We start from the raw sequence: 20,320 nt of genomic DNA, 5'->3' as shown, positions 1-20,320 counted from the left end.
ATGAAGGTGCTCGTCGTCGAAGACCACCCGATGTTCGCCGACGGCCTGGTCGCCCTGCTGGGCGACCTCGACGGCGTGGAGGTCGCCGGGCACGCCGCGACGGGCGAGCGCGCGGTCGAGTTAGCCCGGGAGACCCGGCCCGACGTCGTGCTGATGGACCTGCACCTGCCCGGGATGAGCGGGGTCGAGGCGACCCGCGTCATCGTGGCGGAGCAGCCCGGCGTCGCGGTGCTCGCGCTGACGATGCTCGGCGACGACGCCACCATCCACGACATGGTCCGGGCCGGCGCGCGCGGCTACCTGCTGAAGGAGGCCACCCCGGAGGAGATAGCCCGGTCGGTCGCCGCGGTCGCCGCCGGGCAGGTCGTGTTCGGCCACGGGGCCGGGACACGCGTTCTGGCCGCGCTTTCGAACCCATCGAAAAGGTCAAGCCCGTTCCCGGAATTGACCGGACGCGAATCGGAGGTGCTCGCCCTCCTCGCGCGTGGGCTGACGAACCACGCCATCGCCAGAAAGCTCGTCCTCAGCGAGAAAACCGTGCGAAATCACGTCTCCAACATCTTCACGAAACTCGGCGTGACCGACCGCGCGGCGGCCGTTGCCCGAGCTAGAGACGCCGGTATGGGGGAATGAGGGTGATTCCTCCGGGTAACGCTCCGAGTATGAACGTTCTCGGTATCGACATCGGCGGCTCCGGAATCAAGGGCGCGCCCGTTGACACGAAAACGGGCGAACTCGTCGGGGCCCGCCACCGGATTCCGACCCCGCAGCCGGCCACCCCGAAGGCGGTCGCGGAGGTCGTGGCCAAACTCGTCGACCATTTCCAATGGACCGGTCCGGTCGGCATCACGTTCCCGGGGGTGGTGGTCGACGGAGTGATCCGCACCGCCGCGAACGTCGACAAGTCGTGGATCGGCGTCAACGCCAACAAGCTCTTCGGCAAGAAACTCGACAGCGTCATGGTCCTCAACGACGCCGACGCCGCCGGCATGGCGGAGATGGCCTTCGGCGCGGGCAAGAACAACCAGGGCGTCGTCCTGGTCATGACCATCGGCACCGGCATCGGCAGCGCCCTCTTCATGGGCGGCAAGCTGGTGCCCAACACGGAGTTCGGCCATCTCGAACTCAAGGGTAAGGAAGCCGAGTCCAGGGCGTCCGACGCCGCCCGCGACAAACGCAACATGTCATGGGGAAAATACGCCAAGCGCATCGGCCAGTACCTGCGCCACATGGAAATGCTCTTCAGCCCCGCCATGATGATCCTCGGCGGCGGCATCAGCAAGAAGAGCGACAAGTACCTGCCCATGGTCGACCTGCGGACCCCGGTCGTCCCGGCCAAGCTCCTGAACGAGGCCGGCATCATCGGCGCGGCCCTGGCCGCCGAGGAGACCATGGCCCTGAAGCCGTCGCGCCCGGCGACCTCGCGCCGCACCACCGCACGGCGCACCACCTCGACCACCTCGCGGCCCCGCGGCGCCCGCGCCACCACGGGCGCGACCCGCAGTGCCGCCCGCAGGTCCGCCGCGACCACCCCGAACCGCGGCACCTCGTCCAGGTCCGGGACCAGGTCCGGGACCACGACGGCCCGCCGAGCCGCTTCCGGTACGTCGAGAAGCACCACGGGCCGCTCGGCCACCGGCCGCTCAACCACCCGTTCGACCCCGGCGCGCAAGACCGGCACGACCAGCCGTTCGACGACCAGCCGTTCGACGACCAGCCGCGCCACGCCGAGCCGTTCGACCACCGGGCGCTCCACCACGAGCCGCTCCACCACGGCCCGGAAGACGGGCACGACCAGCCGCGCCACGCCGAGCCGTTCGACCACCGGCCGTTCGACCACCGGCCGTTCGACCACCGGCCGTTCGACCACGGCCCAGAAGACCGGCACGACCAGCCGTTCGACGCCGAGCCGTTCCACGTCGGGCCGGTTCACCGCGAAGAGCGGCTCGAACGGGACCCCGAAGTCGGGCCGCTCCACCACGAGCCGCTCGACGCGGACGTCACCGGCCCGCTCGACGAGCCGGTCGAACGGCACCCCGTCGGCCACCGCGCGCCGCACCACCCGCTCGGCCGGGGGCACCACCCGCCGGTCGGCGACGCCGAAGCGCTCCAACGGGTCGCGCCGGATGAGGGGCTGATCCGGGGTCCCGGCCAGATGGAGCCGGCCGGGCCCTTATTACGTCCGTGAGGTGACGGCACCGGGGTGCCGACCTGGAGACCAGGCGGCACCCCGAAGGCTGTTCAGGCGCTCTTCGCGAAGGGCGCCGCGTCCGGCACGCAGAAGGTGATCGCCTTCGGGACGATCTTGACCTTCAGCTTGGTCGCCCGTCCGCGGGCGCCGCCGTCCATCTCGTACGTCGTCGGCGCCGCGAACCGGACCGTCACCTTCCGCGCCCGGGTGATGCGCAGGAACGGCGACTCGTCCGACCGCCCCGACGACATCTGGCCGAGGGTGCGCGCCCACTCGATCGGCCCCTTGGCCGTGGACACGCCGACCTCCAGCCACCCGTCGTCGGGCTTGGCGTCGTCGAACGCCTCGATGCCGCCGCCGACCGTGCCGACGTTGCCGAACAACACGCAGGAGGCGTCGCCCTCGAACCAGCGTTCGCCGTCGAGGTCGATGCTGGTGGCCACCACGCTCGACCCGGCGTGCCGCAGGCCCGTCCACCAGTAGGCGAGCTTGCCCATCCGCTCCTTCAGGCCCCGGTCGGCGTCGGCGATCATCTCGGCGTCGAACCCGGCCCCGGCCATCACGGCGAAGTGCTCGCCGTTGAGCCGGCCCAGGTCGAGCCGTTCGCGGCGGCCGTGGAACCCGATCCGGACCGCCTCTTCGAGGTCGGTCGGCACGCCCAGGTTGCGGGCCAGGAGGTTGGCGGTGCCGGCGGGCAGGATGGCCACCGCGGCCTTCGAGCCGGCCAGCACGTCGACACAACGCTGCACGGTCCCGTCGCCGCCCCACACGAAGACCAGTTCCGCGCCCTTCTTGAGGGCGGCCTTGGCGGCCTTCGGGGCCTTCTTGCTCTTCGGGACCTCGTACCAGAGCAGCTCACCGTCGTGATGCTCGGCCAGCAGCGACCGGAGGCGGTCGAGACCCCCGCCGAGCGTCTTCTTCTGATGCGCGACAACAGCGATCGTCTTCACGCGCGCCTTGCTACCCGCCAAAGTGCCGCACATGCCACAGCCCCCAACCCTTAATTCCTACTTGTATAGGTGGTATTGTTCTCGGCAACGACGAGGAAAGGGGACGACCATGACCCATGCGACAGTCATCGATCTCATGGCTCGCCAGCGCGACACCGCCGGAGCCGACCCCGGCGAAGGCGCCGTGCTGGGCGTCATCCCCGTGCCCGAGACCGGCGCCTCCCTGGTCGTCGTCGGCTACCTGGTCGGCGACACCTCGGCGGCCCCGCGCCCCCGGCGCGAGATCGAGATCGACCGCGACAGCCGCACCGTCACCGCCGACGGCGCCGAGATCGACCTGACCTACCGCGAGTTCGAGCTGCTCGACTACCTGGCCGCCGCGCCGGGCCGCGTCTACAACCGCCGCCAGCTCCTCGCCGCCGTCTGGGACCGCTACGACGACGCCGGCGCCCGCACGGTCGACGTCCACATCCTGCGACTGCGCCGCAAGCTGGGCCGGCACGCGGCCCGGATCGTCACGGTGCGTAACGTGGGTTACAAGTACGCCGGGTAAAAACCATTGGCTGGAGGGCCGGGCAGGCTGCCTATCCTTGAGGATGGGATGAACACGCTCTCCGATCTCCAGACCCGCCTGTCCGGCCTGATGCTGCGCGACCAGCGGCGGTTGCGCCGCCGCGTCGACGGCGTGCGCAAGGTACGCGACCCCAAGGCCCGCCAGAAGATCCTCACCGAGTTGTCGGGCGAGGTCGAGACCGCCGAGGCGAGGGTCGCCGCCCGCCGCGAGGCGAGGCCGGCGATCGGTTACCCTGCGCAGCTGCCCGTCAGCCAGCGCAGAGACGACCTGCTCGCCGCCATCCGCGACCACCAGGTCGTGATCGTCGCGGGGGAGACGGGGTCCGGGAAGACCACCCAGCTGCCCAAGATCTGCCTGGAGCTCGGGAGGGGCGTACAGGGCCAGATCGGGCACACCCAGCCACGCCGGCTCGCCGCCCGCACGGTCGCCGAGCGCATCGCCGAAGAGCTCGACATCGAGCTGGGCGAGGCGGTCGGCTACAAGGTCAGGTTCACCGACCATTCGAGCGACAACACGCTGGTCAAGCTGATGACCGACGGCATCCTGCTGGCCGAGATGCAGACCGACCGCTTCCTCAGCCAGTACGACACCCTCATCATCGACGAGGCCCACGAGCGCAGCCTCAACATCGACTTCATCCTCGGCTACCTGAAGCAGCTGCTGCCCAAGCGCCCCGACCTGAAGGTCGTCATCACCTCGGCGACCATCGACCCCGAACGGTTCTCGCGCCACTTCGACGACGCCCCGATCATCGAGGTCAGCGGCCGCACCTACCCGGTCGAGGTCCGCTACCGCCCGATCGAGGACGAGACCGACGACCAGACCCAGGCCATCGTCGAGGCCGTCGACGAACTGGTCGCCGAGGGGCCGGGCGACATCCTGGTCTTCCTCAGCGGCGAACGCGAGATCCGCGACACCGCCGAGGCGCTGAAGAACCGCCGCGAGGAGGTGCTGCCGCTCTACGCCCGCCTGTCGGCCGGCGAGCAGCACAAGGTGTTCCAGCGGGGGTCGCGCCGCCGGATCGTGCTGGCGACCAACGTCGCCGAGACCTCGCTGACCGTGCCCGGCATCAAGTACGTCATCGACCCCGGCACCGCCCGCATCTCGCGCTACAGCCACCGGCTGAAGGTGCAGCGCCTCCCCATCGAGCCCATCTCGCAGGCGTCGGCGAACCAGCGGAAGGGCCGCTGCGGGCGTACCAGCGACGGCATCTGCATCCGCCTCTACGACGAGGAGGACTTCACCGGCCGCCCCGAGTTCACCGACCCCGAGATCCTGCGCACCAACCTGGCCAGCGTCATCCTCCAGATGACCAGCCTGGGCCTGGGCGACATCTCGGCGTTCCCGTTCGTCGAGCCGCCCGACCAGCGCCAGGTCAAAGACGGCGTCAACCTGCTCCAGGAGCTCGGCGCCCTCGACAACACGGGCCTGACCCCGATGGGCCGCAAGCTCGCCCAGCTCCCGGTCGACCCCCGCCTGGCCCGCATGGTGCTGGAGGCCCAGACCAACGGCTGCGCCCGCGAAGTGATGATCATCACGGCGGCGTTGTCGATCCAGGACCCGCGCGAGCGGCCCGCCGACAAGCAGCAGGCCGCCGACGAGAAGCACCGGCGCTTCGCCGACAAGGAATCCGACTTCCTGACCTACCTGAACCTGTGGCGCTACCTGCGCGAACAGCAGAAGGAACTGTCGTCGAGCGCGTTCCGGCGGTTGTGCAAGGCCGAATACCTCAACTACCTGCGCGTGCGCGAGTGGCAGGACATCGACGCCCAGCTCCGCTCGGTCGCCCGCAGCCTCGGCGTGGTCGTCAACACCGCCGACGCCGACCCGCAGCGGGTGCACCTGTCGCTGCTGGCCGGTCTGCTGTCGCACATCGGCGTGAAGGACGTCGCCAAGAAGGACCAGCCGGGCGGCCGCCGCCCGATGACCGAGTACATCGGCGCCCGCAACGCCCGGTTCGCCATCTTCCCCGGCTCGGCACTGGCCCGGCAGCAGCCCCAGTGGGTCATGTCGGCCGAGCTGGTCGAGACCTCGCGCCTGTGGGCCCGGGTGAACGCCAAGATCGAGCCGTCGTGGATCGAGCCGCTCGCCCAGCACCTGGTCAAACGCACCTACAGCGAACCCCACTGGGAGAAGGACCAGGCCGCCGTGATGGCCTACGAGAAGGTCACCCTGTACGGGGTCCCGATCGTCACCGAGCGCAAGGTCAACTACGGCCGCATCGACCCCGAGCTGGCCCGCGAGCTGTTCGTCCGCAACGCCCTGGTCGAGGGCGACTGGCGCACCCACCACAAGTTCTTCCACGAGAACCGCAAGCTGCTCGCCGAGGCCGCCGAGCTGGAGGAGAAGGCCCGGCGGCGCGACATCGTCGTCGACGACGAGACCCTGTTCGACTTCTACGACCAGCGCATCCCCTCCGACGTCGTCTCCGGCGCCCACTTCGACGCGTGGTGGAAGAAGCAGCCCGACAAGTCGTCGCTGACCTTCACGCCCGAGATGCTGGTCAACGAGAACTCCGGCGTCTCCGCGCAGGACTACCCCGACGCCGTCCGCCAGGGCGGCCACCGCATGCGGCTGACCTACCAGTTCGAACCCGGCACCGAGGCCGACGGCGTGACCGTCCACGTGCCGCTGTCGGTGCTCAACCAGGTGACCGACGCGGGCCTCGACTGGCAGATCCCCGGCCTGCGCGAAGAGCTCGTCACGGCCCTGATCCGGTCGCTGCCCAAGCACCTGCGCCGCAACTTCGTGCCGGCCCCCAACTACGCCAAGGCCGTGCTCGCCCAGGTGAGGCCCGGCAGCGAGCCGCTGCTCGACGCCCTCGAACGCGAGCTGCTGCGGCAGACCGGCGTCGCCGTGCCCCGCGACGCGTGGAACGTCGAGGCCCTGCCCGACCACCTGCGGGTCACCTACCGGGTCGTCGACGACAAACGGCGCATGGTCGGCGAGGACAAGGACCTCCAGGGCCTCAAGCGCCGCCTCGCCCCGAAGATCCGCGAGACCCTGTCGGAGGCGGCCGACAACCTGGAGCGCACCGGCCTCACGTCGTGGACCGTCGGCGCCCTCCCGAAGGTCTTCGAACAGGGCCGCCTCAAGGCCTATCCGGCCCTGACCGACCAGACGACCAGCGTCTCGGTCCGCATGTACGAGACCGTCGCCGAACAGGAGCGCGCCATGTGGGCCGGCACCCGCAGGCTGGTGCTGCTCAACGTGGTGAACCCGGCGAAGCAGATCCTGCGCGGCCTGTCGACGGCCGAGAAGTTGTCGCTCTCCCGAAGCCCCCACGGCGGCGCCCCCGCCCTGTTCGACGACTGCGTCGCCTGCGCCGCCGACAAGCTCATCACCGACGCCAAGGGCCCGGCGTGGGACGAACCGGCCTTCACCACCCTCCTCGACCAGGTCCGCGCCGACCTCTACGCCGTGACCTGGGAGACGGTGACGCGGGTCGAGAAGGTGCTGGGCGTCTGGCACGCCGTCCAGAACCGGCTCCAGGGCCCGCCCGACATCGTCGCCGACGTCAACGACCAGCTCTCGTCGCTCGTCTACCCCGGCTTCGTCCTGGAGACCGGCTATTCGCGCCTGCCCGACCTGCACCGCTACCTGCGGGCCGTCGAACGGCGGCTGGAGAAGCTGGCCGACGACGTCCACCGCGACCGCACCCTGATGCACCAGCTCCACGACCTCGAAGACGACTACCGCGACCTGGTCGCGGGGTTGCCCCCGGCCCGCCGCGACGCCCCGGCGGTCGGCGAGATCCGGTGGATGCTGGAGGAACTCCGGGTCAGCTTCTTCGCCCAGCAGTTGGGCACCCCGACCCCCGTGTCGGAGAAACGCATCAGAAAGGCGATGGCCCAGCTGTAGGCACGCATACGTGACGTTTTCTGCCCCGCCATAGATGGGCCACGGTACCTGTTACCGTGGCCGCGAGCATGGCTACCGCGAGAGAAGACGAAGTGCCCGTCTCTCCCGTTTGAGCAGCCAGAAAGCCGCCTATGGTGGGACCCAGAATGAGACCGGCCACTGCCGCGAGGCGTATCGCAGCATGAACCGGTCCGCGTTTGCCTTCCTCCACGCGGTGTTCGATCACCGTCATAATCGACACATTGGCGATCGTGCCGATGAATCCCATCGTGAACAATCCGAAGCCAAGTCGCCACGTGTTCTCCACGGGGAGCAGCAGGACGACCACCCAGACCCAGGCTTGCACGATAAGGATCGAGCGATTGGGGCCCACCAGGGCGAACCCGGAAGCCAGCGCCCACTGGACCTGCCGTTGCCGCGGCCATCGTCCACGACTGGTGAGACGTTCGAGACGCCACCCGAACCTCTTGCGATAGCGGGCCAGGCGGGCCCCGACGAGCCCTCCGAACGGCGCCATGGCGACGATGAGACCGGTCACCATCGGATCGCCGGCGAGCGTCGAGAGGAGATCGATGGTGAGTGCCTGCGCCGTCATCGTCGTCATCAGGACAACCCACAGCGCCGTGGTCAGGAAGGAGTCGGCGCCTATGTGGCGCAGTCCGTCGACGGCGTCGGGGAGACTCCTGCGTGCGGGGGAGTAGACGGGCGATTGGTACTTCGCGGCCTCCGCCCCGATCAGCAGCGCCGCCACAGACATGATCGTGCCGGCGGCCAATCCGGCGGCCGGGTCGAGGACCATCAGGCAGACGCCGACGAGGCGCCCTGCCACGTTGGCTCCCTGGATGATCATTTCGTAGCGATCGGCGCCGCTTCCCTCTGACCGGCGGCTTCTTATGCTGGACAACATTCTGGTGCCGGCGGTTGATGTGAAGGCTCCGATGAACCCGCTGGAAACGGAATAGACGATGAGACTCGTCATGTTCAGATTTCCGGCGTCGCCGGCCCACATCAGCAGGACGATCACGATCGCCTGGATGCCGTTGCTCCAGTTGAGCACGCTGAAAGGGCTTAACTTCTCAATGTACAGGCCGGCCGGGAAAGTGGCGACGAGCCTGCTGATCATGGAGACGGAGAGCAGTAACCCCATCGTGAGCGGCGAGTGGCCGTTCATCAATGCGACCAGAGGAACACTCAGCTCAAGCAGGCAGAAAGACGTCTGGGTCAGCCCGCCACACCACATTGCCAACCGGCCGATATTGAAATGCATGAGCTGAGTGGTCGCCTGTTCTTGGAGTGGCTTTTCGTGGCTCGTGTGGCCCTCGGTCTGTGTGATTTATATCGCAAGCTATCGCGAGAAGGGAAGCGTTGGAAATTTTTTTGTGCTTCGCCTCCAATGTCGGTAAAGGAGGAAATGGGAAAAGTCTCTTGGTTAATCGTGGTAAATCACGTCGTCGGCCGACCTGTCGTCATGATCTGCCGATGTCGGCCATATAGGGTGGGTGGTCGTTCGTGGAGGGGGAAAAATGATCAGGTCTGTGGTGCTCGACGTCGGGGAGACGTTGATCGACGAGACGCGCATCTGGACGCGCTGGGCGGTCCGCCTCGGCGTCACCCCGATGACCCTGATGGGCGCGCTGGGAGCCATGGCCGCCACCAACGGCTCCTACCGCGCCGCCTTCGAGTTGGTCCGCCCCGGCATCGACCTCTCCGCCGAACTCGCCGCCTGGGAGAAGGACGACCCCGACGGCCTGCGCGAGAACTTCGACGCCGACGACCTCTACCCCGACGTGCGGTCGTCGCTGGCCGCGATGCGCGACGGCGGCTACCAGGTCGTCATCGCCGGGAACCAGCCCATCCAGGCGTACGACCAGCTGGTCGTCATGGACCTGCCCCACGACGGCATCTACACCAGCGCCGGCTGGGGCGTCTCCAAGCCCGACCCCGCGTTCTTCGCCAAGGTCGTGGCCGTGACCGGCCGCGCGCCCGACGAGATCCTCTACGTGGGCGACCGGGTGGACAACGACGTGCTGCCCGCGCTGGCGGCCGGGATGAAGACCGCGCTGCTGCGCCGTGGCCCGTGGGGTTTTCTGCACGCCCGCCGCGACGACGCCGCCAAGGCCGACATGATCGTCGACAGCCTGACCGAGCTGGCCGAACGGCTCCGTTAGCTAGCGGCGGGTCAGCGTGCCGGTGTAGGAGAGCAGGCCGAGGTCGTCGTTCCAGACGTACTCGGCCTTGCCGTCCTTCAGGGTCAGCACCACGGTGCCCGGCACGCACTGCCCGCCGAGCCCGTCGAGCCGGAACTCGGCCGATTGGGCCGACGCCGAGGTGAGCGTGAGGGTGCCCTCGCACGGGTCCTCCGACCACCTGCCGGTGGTCTCGCCCGCGTCGAGGTCGACGGAGACGTCGTGCTCGCTCATGACGGGGTTGGACGGCACGATGTGCCCCTCCCACCTGCCGTCGAACGCCTCCGGGATGCCCGAGCCCGCGTCGGTGGACGGGGAGGCCGTGGGGTCGATCTCCCGGGGCGGCGGCGCGGAGGTCCTGACCTCCGTGGGCGTCGACGTCGTCCTCACGACCGTGGGCTCCCGGTCGGGGGAGAGCAGTTGCGGCACGAAGACGGCGGCGGCCGCGAACAGCGCCGCTCCCAGCGCGGCGAACGCGAACGCCAGCGCCTTCCGGTTGGCGGGGGGCGTCGCCGGCGGCGCGGCGCCGGGACCCTGCGTCGAGTGCCCCGCCCACGCGGGCGGCTCGGTGAACCGCCGCCGGTCGGGGTCGTCGGCCCAAAGGCCGGGCGCCGGATCACTCGAAGCCCGAGGATCACTCGGCCCGGTGCCGAAAGCGACGGGGTTACCGAAAGCGGCGGGCCTGTCGAATCCGGAGCCGTGGCGGGCTGCCGGGTCGTCTGGTCGCGGAGGCATCCCGTGGGCCGCCGCCTCGCCCGCCCGTAACGGGTCGGGGGCCGCGCCCACCAGCGTCAGCAGCAGGTCACGGGCCGACGGCCGGGCCGCAGGGTCCTTCGCCACGCACCGGGCCACCAGGCCGCGCAGCGGGGCGGGCACGCCCGACACGTCGGGGTCCACGGTCATGATGCGGTGCAGCACCGACGCGACCGAGTCGGCGCCGAAGGCCGCCCGCCCGGTCGCGGCGTAGATGATGGTCGCGCCCCACGCGAACACGTCGGAGGCCGCCGAGGCCCGCTGGCCGGCGATCTGCTCGGGGGCCATGTAGGCGGGCGTGCCGATCGGGCCGCCGGTGATGGTCTCGCTCTCGCTCGGCCGGGCGATGCCGAAGTCGACCACGCGGGGCCCGTCGGGGCCCAGCAGCACGTTGCCGGGCTTGAAGTCCCGGTGCACCACCCCGGCCGCGTGGATGGCCGCCAGGGCCGTCGCCGTCCCGACGGCGAGCCGGTCGAGCTCCCCGCCCGTCAGGGGGCCCGCCGAGGAGACCCGCTCCTGGAGCGAGGGGCCGTCGACGTACTCCGAGACCACGTAGGGCCGCCGCCCGGCCACGTCGGCCGCCAGCACCCGCGCCGTGCAGAACGGGGCCACGTTCCGCAGGGCGGCCAGTTCCCGGCCCAACTGGTGGCGGACGCCGTCGTCGGCCCCGCGCAGCAGTTTGACCGCCACGTGGCCGCCCGACGGCGCGACGCCCAGGTAGACGACCCCCTGCCCGCCCTCCCCGAGGCGTCCGGTCAGCCGGTATTCGCCCAGGGAGCGCGGGTCGTCGGGGTCGAGCGGGGTCACCATGCCCCAAACGGTAGACCTTTACCGGATCTCGTAGATCGCCGTCGTACCGGAAATCTCGTGACCCACCACGAGCAGCGGCTTGCGGGTCGGGCTGTCGGAGGCGGGCACGAACAGCACGCCCTCGGGGCCGGAGTCGCCGCCGGTGCCGGCCTCGACGTCACCGGCGAAGTTCCGGCTGTTGACGTAGTCGGCGATCCTCGGGTGGCGGGGGTCGGTCACGTCGAAGGCGACGACGCCGCCGACGCGCTCCAGGCCGGCGAAGGCGTAGGTGCGGCCCCTGACGTCGCCGACGGTCACGCCCTCGGGCTCGGGGCCCTTGTTGTCGCTGCGCGAGTCGAAGCTCTTGTTCTCCTGGTCGGCGTTGAACTCGGCCGGGAGCTCCGTGGCGACGAGCTTCTCGATCTGGTCGCCCGAGTCCCACACCAGGCGGCCGTCCTCATCGCGGATCGAGATCGAGCGGGCGCCCATGGCGTGCAGCTCGGTGGTGACGCCCTGGGCGTTCTTCGGCGAGGTCGAGCTGACGGTCAGCCGGCCGAGCTCGGCGTCGGCCTTCAGCGCGTCGGGGAGCGTGGTCGTGAGGTCCTTGACGCGGACCTCCTCGGCGAAGCACTCCCAGTCGCGGGCGTCGCCCTCGTTGGCGGCCACGACGTAGGTGCGGCCGTGCGACTGGTAGGAGGCCAGCGCGTCGGGCTGGTACATGCCCTTGACCGGACGCGACACGATGTTGATCTTGCCGTCCTTGTCGGAGGCGTCCAGGCCGGCGCCGGGGCGGTTGTGGTCCTTCAGGCCCAGCGGCACGACGTCCTCGACCCGGCCCGAGCGCAGGTCGACGATCGCGAACGCGTTGTTCTCCTGGAGCGAGACCCAGGCGGTGCGGCCGTGCTTGTCGGTGGTGATGTACTCGGGCTCGAAGTCCTGGGCGGCGTTGGCCCTGGGGCCGTAGATCCTGATCCCCTGGGCGCGGAGCCGGTCCTCCCTGCCGATGTACTTCTTGAAGTCGGCGGTCTTCACCGACCCGCGGCGGACGTCCACGATGCTGATCGAGCCCTCGGGGTCGACGTCGCCCTCGCAGTAGCCGGCCGGCTCGCCCTCGTTGGCGACGAGCACCTTGGAGCCGTCGGGGGTGAAGGTCAGCATGTCGGGGAGCGCGCCGACGGTCACCGAGCGCAGCTTCTTCAGGGTGGTGGCCGAGAAGAAGCCGACCGTGCCCGGCTTGGTCTTGTCGTCGGCCTGCTGGGCGACGGCGATGAGGCCGTTCTTGACCGCGACGCTGTTGGCGCCGGGGGTCTGCAGGGTGCCGACCTTCTTGGGGGCCCTCGGGTCGCGGATGTCGAGCACGTCGACGGTGCCGTCCTGGGCGTTGACGACGAAGACGCGGCGGGTCTTCGCGTCGTACGCGGTGATCTCCGACGCGCCGGCGTCGAAGGCGCCGGTGGTGTACCGGCCGAGGAACTGCAGCGTGATGCCCTTGCCGGGGGTCGCGGCCGCGGGCGTGGCGACGAGCAGCCCGGCGACGAGCGCGCCGGTGAGGAGGAGGGTCCTGTTGTGCATGCGCGAAGCGTGGCGAAGCAGCGTGAACCGGCGCTGACGGCGCGGTGGCCCACGCGTTAACCGGACGTCTCAGACGATCTGGGACAGCCGGAGTGAATAGGCCAGTTTCCGCCGGCCCGCGTCGCTCAGGTGGATGTGGTCGCCCGAATCATAGGAGACCCGCAACTGGTCGGGATAGGTGGGGTCGCGCAGCGCCGCGTCGAAGTCGGCGACCGCGTCGAACGCCCCGCTGGTGCGGATCCACCGGTTGACCTGCTGCCGCACCGCCTCCCGCTCCTCGCTCCACGCGGGGTAGCCGTAGAAGGGCGTCAGCGTGGCGCCGACGACGCGCACCTTCTGCCGGTGCGCCAGCTTGATCAGCCTCTTGTACGCCGCGATCAGCGGCCCCGCCGAGGTGTAGTCGCCCTTGCAGATGTCGTTGATGCCGGAGAACACCACGACCGTCTTCACGCCCGGCTGGCCGAGCGCGTCGCGGCTGAACCGCTGCAGCACGCTGGCGCCCGTGACGGGCCGGAGCAGCCGGTTGCCCGAGATGCCGACGTTCAGCACCGAGGCCCGGCCCCGCAGCCGCTGGCTGAGGAAGTCGGTCCAGCGGCGGTTGGAGTCGGTCGGCTGGCCCGCGCCGTCGGTCAGCGAGTCGCCGATGGCCACCACGGCGGGCACCGTCGCGGGGGCGGTGACGGCGACGCGGTCGAGGAAGTACCACTGCGTGCTGGTGTAGCTGAACTGGAACCCGTCGTCCTTGGCCGCGTGGTCGCCCGGGTCGGACAGGAAGGTCGTCGCGTACGCCCTCTCGTGCCCCGTCACCCGCGCGTGGTTGCCGGGCACGAACACGCTGACGACCAGGTCGCTCCCGGCGGCGAACCTCTTGGGCAGCGGATCGCTCCACACCGCCTTGCCCGCCGGGATCCGGACGTAGTTCCGGCGGCCGAACAACACCGGCGTGTTGGTGCCGGTCTCGATCTCCGCCCCGTAGGCCTGGCGGCCGACGTGCACCGACCGCAGCACGATCGGAGCCGGACCGTACAGGTTCGACAACCGCAGCCGCAGCCCCGAGCCGCCCGCGGAGAGCCGGACGATCATGCGCACGGTCTGCCCGCCGATCGCGGTCGGCAGCCGGTCGGTCGCGGCCGACCAGGTGCCCACCAGGTGGGTCCTCGGCGCGGCGACGGCCTGCCCGGGCGCGAGTAACCCCGCGACCAGCACCGATACCAGAACGATCACCCGGACGACCGGCCGCGACATTCATCTCCCCTGAACGTTTGATCGCTGAGACGCCATACATTACGGCCATTTAGCCCAGGAGACCGTTAGTTGCGGATGAATGGTGACAGGCGTGCTTGAATCCTGACTAGATCACTTTCGTGAGGGGACCCCCAGGATGTCGGAAGCCTCCCGCGACGACGACAACGACGATCGTCTGCCGTCGAAGCGCCGCTCGTCCGCCGCCGCCCCGGCCGCCATCGGGATCGTGGCCGCCGTCGCCAGCGCCATGGCGGCCGTCACCAACATCTGGGACCTCCCCGTCGCGGCGGGCATCGGCATCACCGGGGTGGCCGCCGCGCTCGCCGGGGTGCTCGCCTGGGCCACCGCCGACCCCTCGGGCCGCCGCGAACGCAAGGCCAAGCCGGGCGGCACGCCCGTCCCGGCCGAACTCCCGCCGGTCATCGCCCACTTCACCGGCCGGGCCGACCTCCTCGCCGAGCTGCGCGAGCTGTTCGGCCGCCGCGACGGCGACTCCCCGACGGTCGCCTCCCTCTACGGCCAGGGCGGCGTCGGCAAGTCGGCGCTGGCCTCCCGGTTCGCCCACGAGATGGTCGGCCGCTACCCCGACGGCCAGCTCTACTTCGACCTGCGCGGCGCCGACGAGGCGGTGCGGCCCGAGGAGGTGCTGATGGCCTTCCTGCGGGCCCTGGGCGCCCGCCTCACCACCGACGTCGGCAGCCTGCGCGAACTGCAGAAACTCTGGTGGACGTGGACCACCGGCCGGCGCCTGCTGATCTTCCTCGACAACGCCCAGGACGGCGACCAGATCAAGGACCTGATCCCGACCGAGCCGCGCTGCGCCGTCATCGTCACCTCGCGCAAGTCGCTGATGCTGCGCAACACCTACGACGCCCAGGTGCAGGCGTTCACCGAGGCCCAGGGCGTCGAGCTGCTGGCCCGGCTGGCCGGCTCCGAGCGGGTGGCGGCCGACCTCGACGCCGCGCTCGGCATCGTCCGGGCCTGCGACCGGCTGCCCCTGGCCATCAGCATCTGCGGCGGCCGCCTGGCCACCCGCACCCACTGGTCCCTCTCCGACCTGTACGACCGCCTCGAAGACGAACGCCGCCGCCTCGACCAGCTGGAGGTCGGCCGCGAGATCGACAAGAGCGTACGGGCCTCGGTGCAGCTGTCCTACGACGAGTGCACCGGCACCCAGCGCCGCCTGTTACGCCTGCTGGCCCGCTTCCCCGCCCCCGACGTGCCCGACTGGGTGGCCGGCGACCTGCTCGACGTCTCCGAGACCGACGGGGCCGACCAGATCGAGGCGCTGGTGGCCAGCCACCTCGCCGAGGTGACCGGCCGCGACCTGACCGGCCAGACCCGCTACCGCCTCCACGACCTGGTCCGCCTGTTCGCCCAGGAACAACGCGCCGACCACGCCCCCGCCCGGCACGCCGCCCTGGAACGAGTCCTCTACGGCTACCGCCGCCGCGCCGAGGCCGCCGCCGCCATCCGCTGGCCCCAGGACTGGAGCCCCCGCCCCGGTTCGCACCCCGCCACCCGCCCGGCCGAGGAGATCACCTGGCCCCGCATCGAGGCCACCGGCTCGGCCATCCGGGTGCTGAAGAGCCCCGAGGTCACCTCGGGCACCTGGTTCTCCGCCGAACGCCTGTCGCTGCTGTCGGCCGTGCACACCGCCCAGGCCGAGGAGATGTGGGACCTGGCCTGGGGCATCGGCCGCGCCTTCTGCTCCCTGTGCCACTCGCTGCGGGCCTACTGGTCCGACTGGCAGGCCGTCGCCGACGTCATCTGCGCCGCCGCCGAACGTATGGAGGACCCCCGCGCCCTCGGCATCGCCCTGCTCGAACGCTCGGCCGTCGCCGGGGGAGTGGGCCGCGGCGAGGAGGCGCTGAAGGACGCCCAGCGCGCCCTCGACCTGCTGACCGAGCAGAACGAGGCGTGGTGGGCGGCCCGCGCCATGCGCGCGGTCGGCATGACCCTGTTCACCAGCGGCCACCTCGACCGGGGCCAGGACTACCTCATCGGCGCGATCACCGCCTTCAAGGCCGGGGGAGACGGCTGGTGGACCGCCCGCACCCAGCGCAACCTGGCCGAGCTGCGCCTGGCCCAGCGCGGCTACACCGAGGCCCGCGAACTGCTGGAGGAGGCGCTGACCACCTTCCAGCGCGCCGGCAACCGCTACTCCGAGGCGCAGACCCAGCGGGCCCTGGGCGAGGTGCTGGCCGCCGAGGCCCGGATGCACCTGAACCGGGGCGACGCCCACGCGGCCGAACGCACCTTCGTGCTGGCCGGCAACGCGCTGGGGTTCGCCGTGCGCTCGTTCCGCGACCGGGGCGAGGAGTGGGAGCAGGCCCGCAGCCTGCGCGCCGCCGGGGAGATCGGCGACCCGTCGAACATGCTCACCGAGCACGCCAACGTGCGCGACGCCAAGGAGATGCTGGCCAAACTGGGCGACTCCTGGGGCGTGGCCCGGTCGGAGGTCAGCGAGGGACGGGTGCTGGAACGCCTGGGCCGGGTCGACGAGGCGGTGCTGATGCTGCGCGGGGCCGTCCAGGACTTCGAGGCCCTCGGCGACCGGTGGTGGCAGGCGCGCGGGCTGCGCACCGAGGCCGAGGTGCTGATCCGGGCCGGCCGCCTGACCGAGGCGTACCACCCGGCCCGCCAGGCGCTGGACATCTACCTGCGCCTGGGCAACGAGTCCGGCGCCCGCCGCGCCAGGGAGGCCCTGGACCAGGCCCGGCCCCCGCGCTGATCCGGGTACGGAGTTCATGCGGGGGCCACGCCGCCGACGTGTTGATCGGGCAGATTCCGAGGCGCGAGCCACACCCGGCCTCCGGCCGTGCGCGTCTCGCTCAGACAGATAGGCTCATACGTGATGAATGAGAATGGGCGTTGGATAGTTCTCGAAGGCGCGGTCAACGTCCGGGACCTGGGGGGCCTGCCGACCGTTGACGGCGGCGTCACCCGTTCCGGCCGGGTGCTGCGCGGCGACAACCTGCAGAGCCTGACTCAGGCCGACGTGAACCTGCTGGTGGCGGAGCTGAAGCTGCGCCACGTCATCGACCTGCGGTCGAACACCGAGGTCCGGCTGGAGGGCCCCGGCCCCCTCACCGACGAGTCGGTCGTGGAGATCCACCACCACACGCTCTTCGCCGAGGGCGGCCTGTTCACCGACGCGGCCAGCGACGACCCCGAAGAGGAGGAACTCGACGAACGCGCCCTCCCCTGGGCCGACGCCGAGCGCCTCGACCCCGAACTGCGCGTCACCGGCCACTACTACGGCTACCTGCGCGACCGCCCCGACTCGGTGGTGGCCGCCCTCCGCGTGATGGCCCACGGCGACGGCGCCGCGCTGGTCCACTGCGCCGCCGGCAAGGACCGCACCGGCGTGCTCTGCGCCCTGGCCGAAGAGGTCGCCGGAGTGACCAGGGAGGCCATCGTGGCCGACTACGTCGCCACCGGCGAGCGCATCGCGGCGATCCTGGAGCGCCTCCGATCGAGCGACACCTACCGCGTCGACCTCGACTCCAAGCCCGCCGACAGCCACGTCCCGCGCGCGGAGTACATCGAGCACTTCCTGGAGATCCTCGACACCCGCTACGGCGGCCCGATGGGCTGGCTCGCCGAACACGGCTGGACCGCCGACGACACCGCCGCCCTCCGCGCCCGCCTGCGCGACTGAAAAGCTCTTTTCTCCGTTACGGCTCCGCCTGGCCGGCCACCCGACCAGGCGCGGCCACCCGAGGAGCCCGCCCTGCACCTCAGAGCAGTCCGGAACCGGGTCCGCCGCTGGTTCGGCCTGCGGCCGGTCCACGGCTCGCTGATCGAGCTGGCCCTGAACTACGTGCCGCCCCGCGAGGTCGTCGAGGCGATGGCGGCCGAGATCGCCTACCTACGGGGCGCGATGATCCAGTGGCTGCCCGAATTCGAGCCCGACATCGAGCAGGCGGAGCGCGAGCACGACTTCATCGAGCCCGACTACCCGCTCTCCCATCGCGAATTCCTGCAGATTCTCTGGGACCGCCTCTGGCCGGCCATCGAGAACAAGGATGCGGCGACGCTCTCCCGGCTCTCCGGGCTCATTCTGGAGATCGCCGCCGAGAACCCCGACGCCGACAGGACGTATCTACGGGGACTGGTCGAGGAGATGATCCTCGACTCGCTCGGCTTCTACTACGCCGAGATCCGCGAGGTGCTCCCCGAAGAACTCAGGTCGGCGGCCGAAAAACACCATCGCCCGGCCAACGCGTATTCGCCGGCCCACGATCCGAACGGCCCGCTGTTCCCTAACTGGTAGCGACCACGCGGCCCTCGTCGGCGGACACCCGGGCGGCGCGCAGGACGACCAGGGCCTCGGCCGCCGACTCCGGCGTCACCGGCGGCGGTCCCTCGCCCCACAACGCCCGGACCACGCCCTCGTAGAAGGCGCGGTAGTTCCCCGGCTCGGTGGGCACCCGCTCGTCGCCGACGAAGCCCGGCTCGCCGTTGCCGAAGCCCGGTTCGGCGGGGCTGCGGCCCGCCCGCAGGCGGTCTTCCTGGGGGTCCATGCCCCACTTCACGTAGGCCGCCTCGGAGCCCAGCACCCGGAACCGGGGGCCCAGGTCGGCGGCGACGGCGCTCACCCACAGGTGGGAGCGGGCGCCGTTCACGTGGGTCAGGGCGATGAAGCTGTCGTCGTCGGCCCGCACCCCCGCGCGCCGGATGTCGGCCTCGGCGTAGACGGAGGTCACCGGGCCCAGGAGCTGGAGGGCCTGGTCGACCAGGTGGCTGCCCAGGTCGTAGAGGAGACCGGCGAGGTCTTCGGGGCCGCCCTGCTCGCGCCAGCCGCCCTTCGGGACCGGCCGCCAGCGTTCGAAGCGCGACTCGAACCGCCGGATCTCGCCCAGCCGGGGGCGCAGGCGCTCGATCGTGAGGAAGTCGCCGTCCCAGCGGCGGTTCTGGAAGACCGTCAGCATCAGGCCCCGCTCGCGGGCCAGCGCGGCCAGCTCCAGGGCCTCCTCGGCCGTGGCGGCCAGGGGCTTGTCGACCACGACCGGCAGCCCGGCGCGCAGCGCCTCGCCGGCGATCGGCACGTGGGTGCGGTTGGGCGAGGCGACCACGACCAGGTCGACCAGGGGATGGAGGTCGGCGGCGTGCCGGACCACGGCCACGCCGGGGCCGATGCGGGCGGCCTTCTCGGGGTCGCCCGTCACCACGGCGGCCAGCCGCAGGCCCGGGGTGGCCCTGATCAGCGGGGCGTGGAAGAACTCGCCGGCCGGGCCGTAGCCGACCAGGCCGACCCTCAGGTCATCAGCCATCGCGGTCGTCGCGCTCCGCCAGGAACGCCTCGAACTGGGCGGCCAGTTCGTCGCCCGTGGGCATCGGGGTCGACTCGGCCAGCAGGTTGTCCTTGCCGGCGGTGAAGGCGTCGTACTGCTGCTCCAGGCCCGTGATCGCGCCCGACAACTCGGCGCTGGCCTGGATCTGCTCCTCGATCTCGGCGGTGGTCTTGTCGGCGGCATCGCGCAGGGCGTCCATCGGGAAGACCAGGCCGGTGCCCCGGGTGATCGCCTCGAGGGCGGTCACCGCGGCCTGCGGGTACTCCGCCTGGGCCAGGTAGTGGGGCACGTGGATCGAGTAGCCGAGCGCGTCGTGGCCCTTGGAGCCCAGGCGCAGTTCGAGCAGGGCCGCCACGCTGCCGGGCACCTGCACCTTGCCGAACGGGCTCACCTGCCCGTTGATCAGCTCGGGGCGGCTGCCGTGGGCGGTCAGGCCGATCGGGCGGGTGTGCGGGACGCCCATCGGGATGCCGTGGATCGTCACCATCTTGCCGATGTTCAGCCGGGTCGCCAGCATGCCGATCGCCTCGGTGAACAGCTCCCACTCGCGGTCGGGCTCGGGCCCGGTGAGCAGCAGGAACGGGGTGCCGGTCAGGTCGTGGGCCAGGTGGAGCGTCAGCTCCGGCATGTCGGCCTCGACCCAGCGGTCGGTGTCGAAGACCATGATCGGGCGCCGCGAACGGTAGTCGATGAGGCGGTCGACGTCGAAGGTGGCCACGACCCGGTGGTCCAGCTCCGCCATCAGGTGCCCGAGGGCCAGCCGTCCGGCCCCGCCCGCGTCGACGAAGCCTTCGAAGTGGTAGAGCAGCACCGGATCGGTCAGCTCGGGGACGTCACCGTCGAGCCGGTAGAGATCCGTCGGGTCGTACACGACTGGCAGCCTTTCTCACGGTCTGTCT

At 70.8% G+C, this 20,320-nt stretch carries 15 protein-coding genes; 8 read left to right on the top strand and 7 right to left on the bottom strand.

What is annotated here, in order from left to right; genetic code table 11:
- Positions 1-633, top strand: coding sequence for a response regulator transcription factor (locus tag AW271_RS08300; protein ID WP_062334407.1), 633 nt, complete (start codon positions 1-3; stop codon positions 631-633).
- 29 nt (positions 634-662) lie between these two features.
- Positions 663-2,138 carry a polyphosphate--glucose phosphotransferase gene (gene ppgK / locus AW271_RS43095; RefSeq protein WP_063817911.1) on the top strand — a complete coding sequence of 492 codons (1,476 nt, stop codon included), beginning with the start codon at positions 663-665 and terminating at the stop codon, positions 2,136-2,138.
- Between the two features lie 103 nt (positions 2,139-2,241).
- Here the strand turns inward: ppgK and AW271_RS08290 are convergent, their stop codons facing one another.
- Positions 2,242-3,141: a diacylglycerol/lipid kinase family protein gene (locus tag AW271_RS08290; protein WP_245652986.1), complete on the bottom strand. Its 900-nt coding sequence runs from the start codon at positions 3,139-3,141 to the stop codon at positions 2,242-2,244.
- A 109-nt stretch (positions 3,142-3,250) separates the two neighbouring features.
- Between AW271_RS08290 and AW271_RS42810 the strand changes: the two genes are divergently transcribed.
- Both AW271_RS42810 and hrpA read left to right on the top strand, forming a co-directional pair.
- Positions 3,251-3,694, top strand: coding sequence for a winged helix-turn-helix domain-containing protein (locus AW271_RS42810; RefSeq protein WP_063817910.1), 444 nt, complete (start codon positions 3,251-3,253; stop codon positions 3,692-3,694).
- A 48-nt stretch (positions 3,695-3,742) separates the two neighbouring features.
- Positions 3,743-7,576 (top strand): ATP-dependent RNA helicase HrpA, encoded by a 3,834-nt coding sequence (hrpA, locus tag AW271_RS08280; protein WP_062334391.1) that lies wholly within the window; start codon positions 3,743-3,745, stop codon positions 7,574-7,576.
- Here the strand turns inward: hrpA and AW271_RS08275 are convergent.
- Entirely contained in the window at positions 7,551-8,843 is a 1,293-nt protein-coding gene (locus AW271_RS08275) for an MFS transporter (RefSeq protein WP_062334386.1), read from the bottom strand. The two genes, hrpA and AW271_RS08275, sit on opposite strands and share 26 nt — an antisense overlap.
- A 256-nt stretch (positions 8,844-9,099) precedes the next feature.
- Here AW271_RS08275 and AW271_RS08270 point away from each other — a divergent pair, with 256 nt between their 5' ends.
- The gene (locus tag AW271_RS08270) at positions 9,100-9,744 is read left to right on the top strand and encodes an HAD family hydrolase (protein WP_062334380.1); all 645 of its coding nucleotides are present in this window, start codon (positions 9,100-9,102) and stop codon (positions 9,742-9,744) included.
- On the opposite strand, the gene AW271_RS08265 is transcribed toward AW271_RS08270, so the two are convergent.
- From AW271_RS08265 to AW271_RS08255, 3 genes are all read right to left on the bottom strand, one after another.
- Positions 9,745-11,325, bottom strand: coding sequence for a serine/threonine-protein kinase (locus tag AW271_RS08265; protein WP_062334374.1), 1,581 nt, complete (start codon positions 11,323-11,325; stop codon positions 9,745-9,747). It abuts the gene before it with no gap.
- 18 nt (positions 11,326-11,343) lie between these two features.
- Complete coding sequence (locus tag AW271_RS08260) at positions 11,344-12,876, bottom strand: choice-of-anchor I family protein (protein WP_063817909.1); 1,533 nt, start codon at positions 12,874-12,876, stop codon at positions 11,344-11,346.
- 69 nt (positions 12,877-12,945) lie between these two features.
- Positions 12,946-14,100, bottom strand: coding sequence for an SGNH/GDSL hydrolase family protein (locus AW271_RS08255; RefSeq protein WP_157553965.1), 1,155 nt, complete (start codon positions 14,098-14,100; stop codon positions 12,946-12,948).
- A gap of 157 nt (positions 14,101-14,257) precedes the next feature.
- Between AW271_RS08255 and AW271_RS08250 the strand changes: the two genes are divergently transcribed.
- The 3 genes from AW271_RS08250 (at position 14,258) to AW271_RS08240 (ending at position 18,400) form a co-directional block, all read left to right on the top strand.
- Positions 14,258-16,855: an ATP-binding protein gene (locus AW271_RS08250; protein ID WP_062334363.1), complete on the top strand. Its 2,598-nt coding sequence runs from the start codon at positions 14,258-14,260 to the stop codon at positions 16,853-16,855.
- A gap of 123 nt (positions 16,856-16,978) precedes the next feature.
- Positions 16,979-17,785 carry a tyrosine-protein phosphatase gene (locus AW271_RS08245; RefSeq protein ID WP_062334359.1) on the top strand — a complete coding sequence of 269 codons (807 nt, stop codon included), beginning with the start codon at positions 16,979-16,981 and terminating at the stop codon, positions 17,783-17,785.
- Positions 17,786-17,947: 162 nt separating this feature from the next.
- Entirely contained in the window at positions 17,948-18,400 is a 453-nt protein-coding gene (locus tag AW271_RS08240; protein WP_062334356.1) for a hypothetical protein, read from the top strand.
- On the opposite strand, the gene AW271_RS08235 is transcribed toward AW271_RS08240, so the two are convergent.
- Together AW271_RS08235 and AW271_RS08230 are read right to left on the bottom strand one after the other, a co-directional pair.
- Positions 18,390-19,400, bottom strand: coding sequence for a Gfo/Idh/MocA family oxidoreductase (locus tag AW271_RS08235; protein WP_062334354.1), 1,011 nt, complete (start codon positions 19,398-19,400; stop codon positions 18,390-18,392). The two genes, AW271_RS08240 and AW271_RS08235, sit on opposite strands and share 11 nt — an antisense overlap.
- The gene (locus AW271_RS08230; protein ID WP_062334351.1) at positions 19,393-20,292 is read right to left on the bottom strand and encodes a proteasome assembly chaperone family protein; all 900 of its coding nucleotides are present in this window, start codon (positions 20,290-20,292) and stop codon (positions 19,393-19,395) included. Before AW271_RS08230 ends, AW271_RS08235 begins: the two co-directional genes overlap by 8 nt.
- Positions 20,293-20,320: the final 28 nt, after the last annotated feature.

The sequence above is a fragment of the Herbidospora sakaeratensis genome, from assembly GCF_001570525.1.
In the GTDB taxonomy this organism is placed as follows: Bacteria; Actinomycetota; Actinomycetes; order Streptosporangiales; family Streptosporangiaceae; genus Herbidospora; species Herbidospora sakaeratensis.
Note: the sequence above shows the minus strand (reverse complement) of the source record. Positions and strands in the feature narration are given on the sequence as shown.

What these genes read in the sequence shown, in the direction of transcription:
- AW271_RS08300 (WP_062334407.1), top strand. Translation starts at nt 1, where the DNA reads ATGAAGGTGCTCGTCGTCGAAGACCACCCGATGTTCGCCGACGGCCTG.
- ppgK (WP_063817911.1), top strand. Translation starts at nt 663, where the DNA reads ATGAACGTTCTCGGTATCGACATCGGCGGCTCCGGAATCAAGGGCGCG.
- AW271_RS42810 (WP_063817910.1), top strand. Translation starts at nt 3,251, where the DNA reads ATGACCCATGCGACAGTCATCGATCTCATGGCTCGCCAGCGCGACACC.
- hrpA (WP_062334391.1), top strand. Translation starts at nt 3,743, where the DNA reads ATGAACACGCTCTCCGATCTCCAGACCCGCCTGTCCGGCCTGATGCTG.
- AW271_RS08275 (WP_062334386.1), bottom strand. Translation starts at nt 8,843, where the DNA reads ATGCATTTCAATATCGGCCGGTTGGCAATGTGGTGTGGCGGGCTGACC.
- AW271_RS08270 (WP_062334380.1), top strand. Translation starts at nt 9,100, where the DNA reads ATGATCAGGTCTGTGGTGCTCGACGTCGGGGAGACGTTGATCGACGAG.
- AW271_RS08265 (WP_062334374.1), bottom strand. Translation starts at nt 11,325, where the DNA reads ATGGTGACCCCGCTCGACCCCGACGACCCGCGCTCCCTGGGCGAATAC.
- AW271_RS08260 (WP_063817909.1), bottom strand. Translation starts at nt 12,876, where the DNA reads ATGCACAACAGGACCCTCCTCCTCACCGGCGCGCTCGTCGCCGGGCTG.
- AW271_RS08250 (WP_062334363.1), top strand. Translation starts at nt 14,258, where the DNA reads ATGTCGGAAGCCTCCCGCGACGACGACAACGACGATCGTCTGCCGTCG.
- AW271_RS08245 (WP_062334359.1), top strand. Translation starts at nt 16,979, where the DNA reads ATGAATGAGAATGGGCGTTGGATAGTTCTCGAAGGCGCGGTCAACGTC.
- AW271_RS08235 (WP_062334354.1), bottom strand. Translation starts at nt 19,400, where the DNA reads ATGGCTGATGACCTGAGGGTCGGCCTGGTCGGCTACGGCCCGGCCGGC.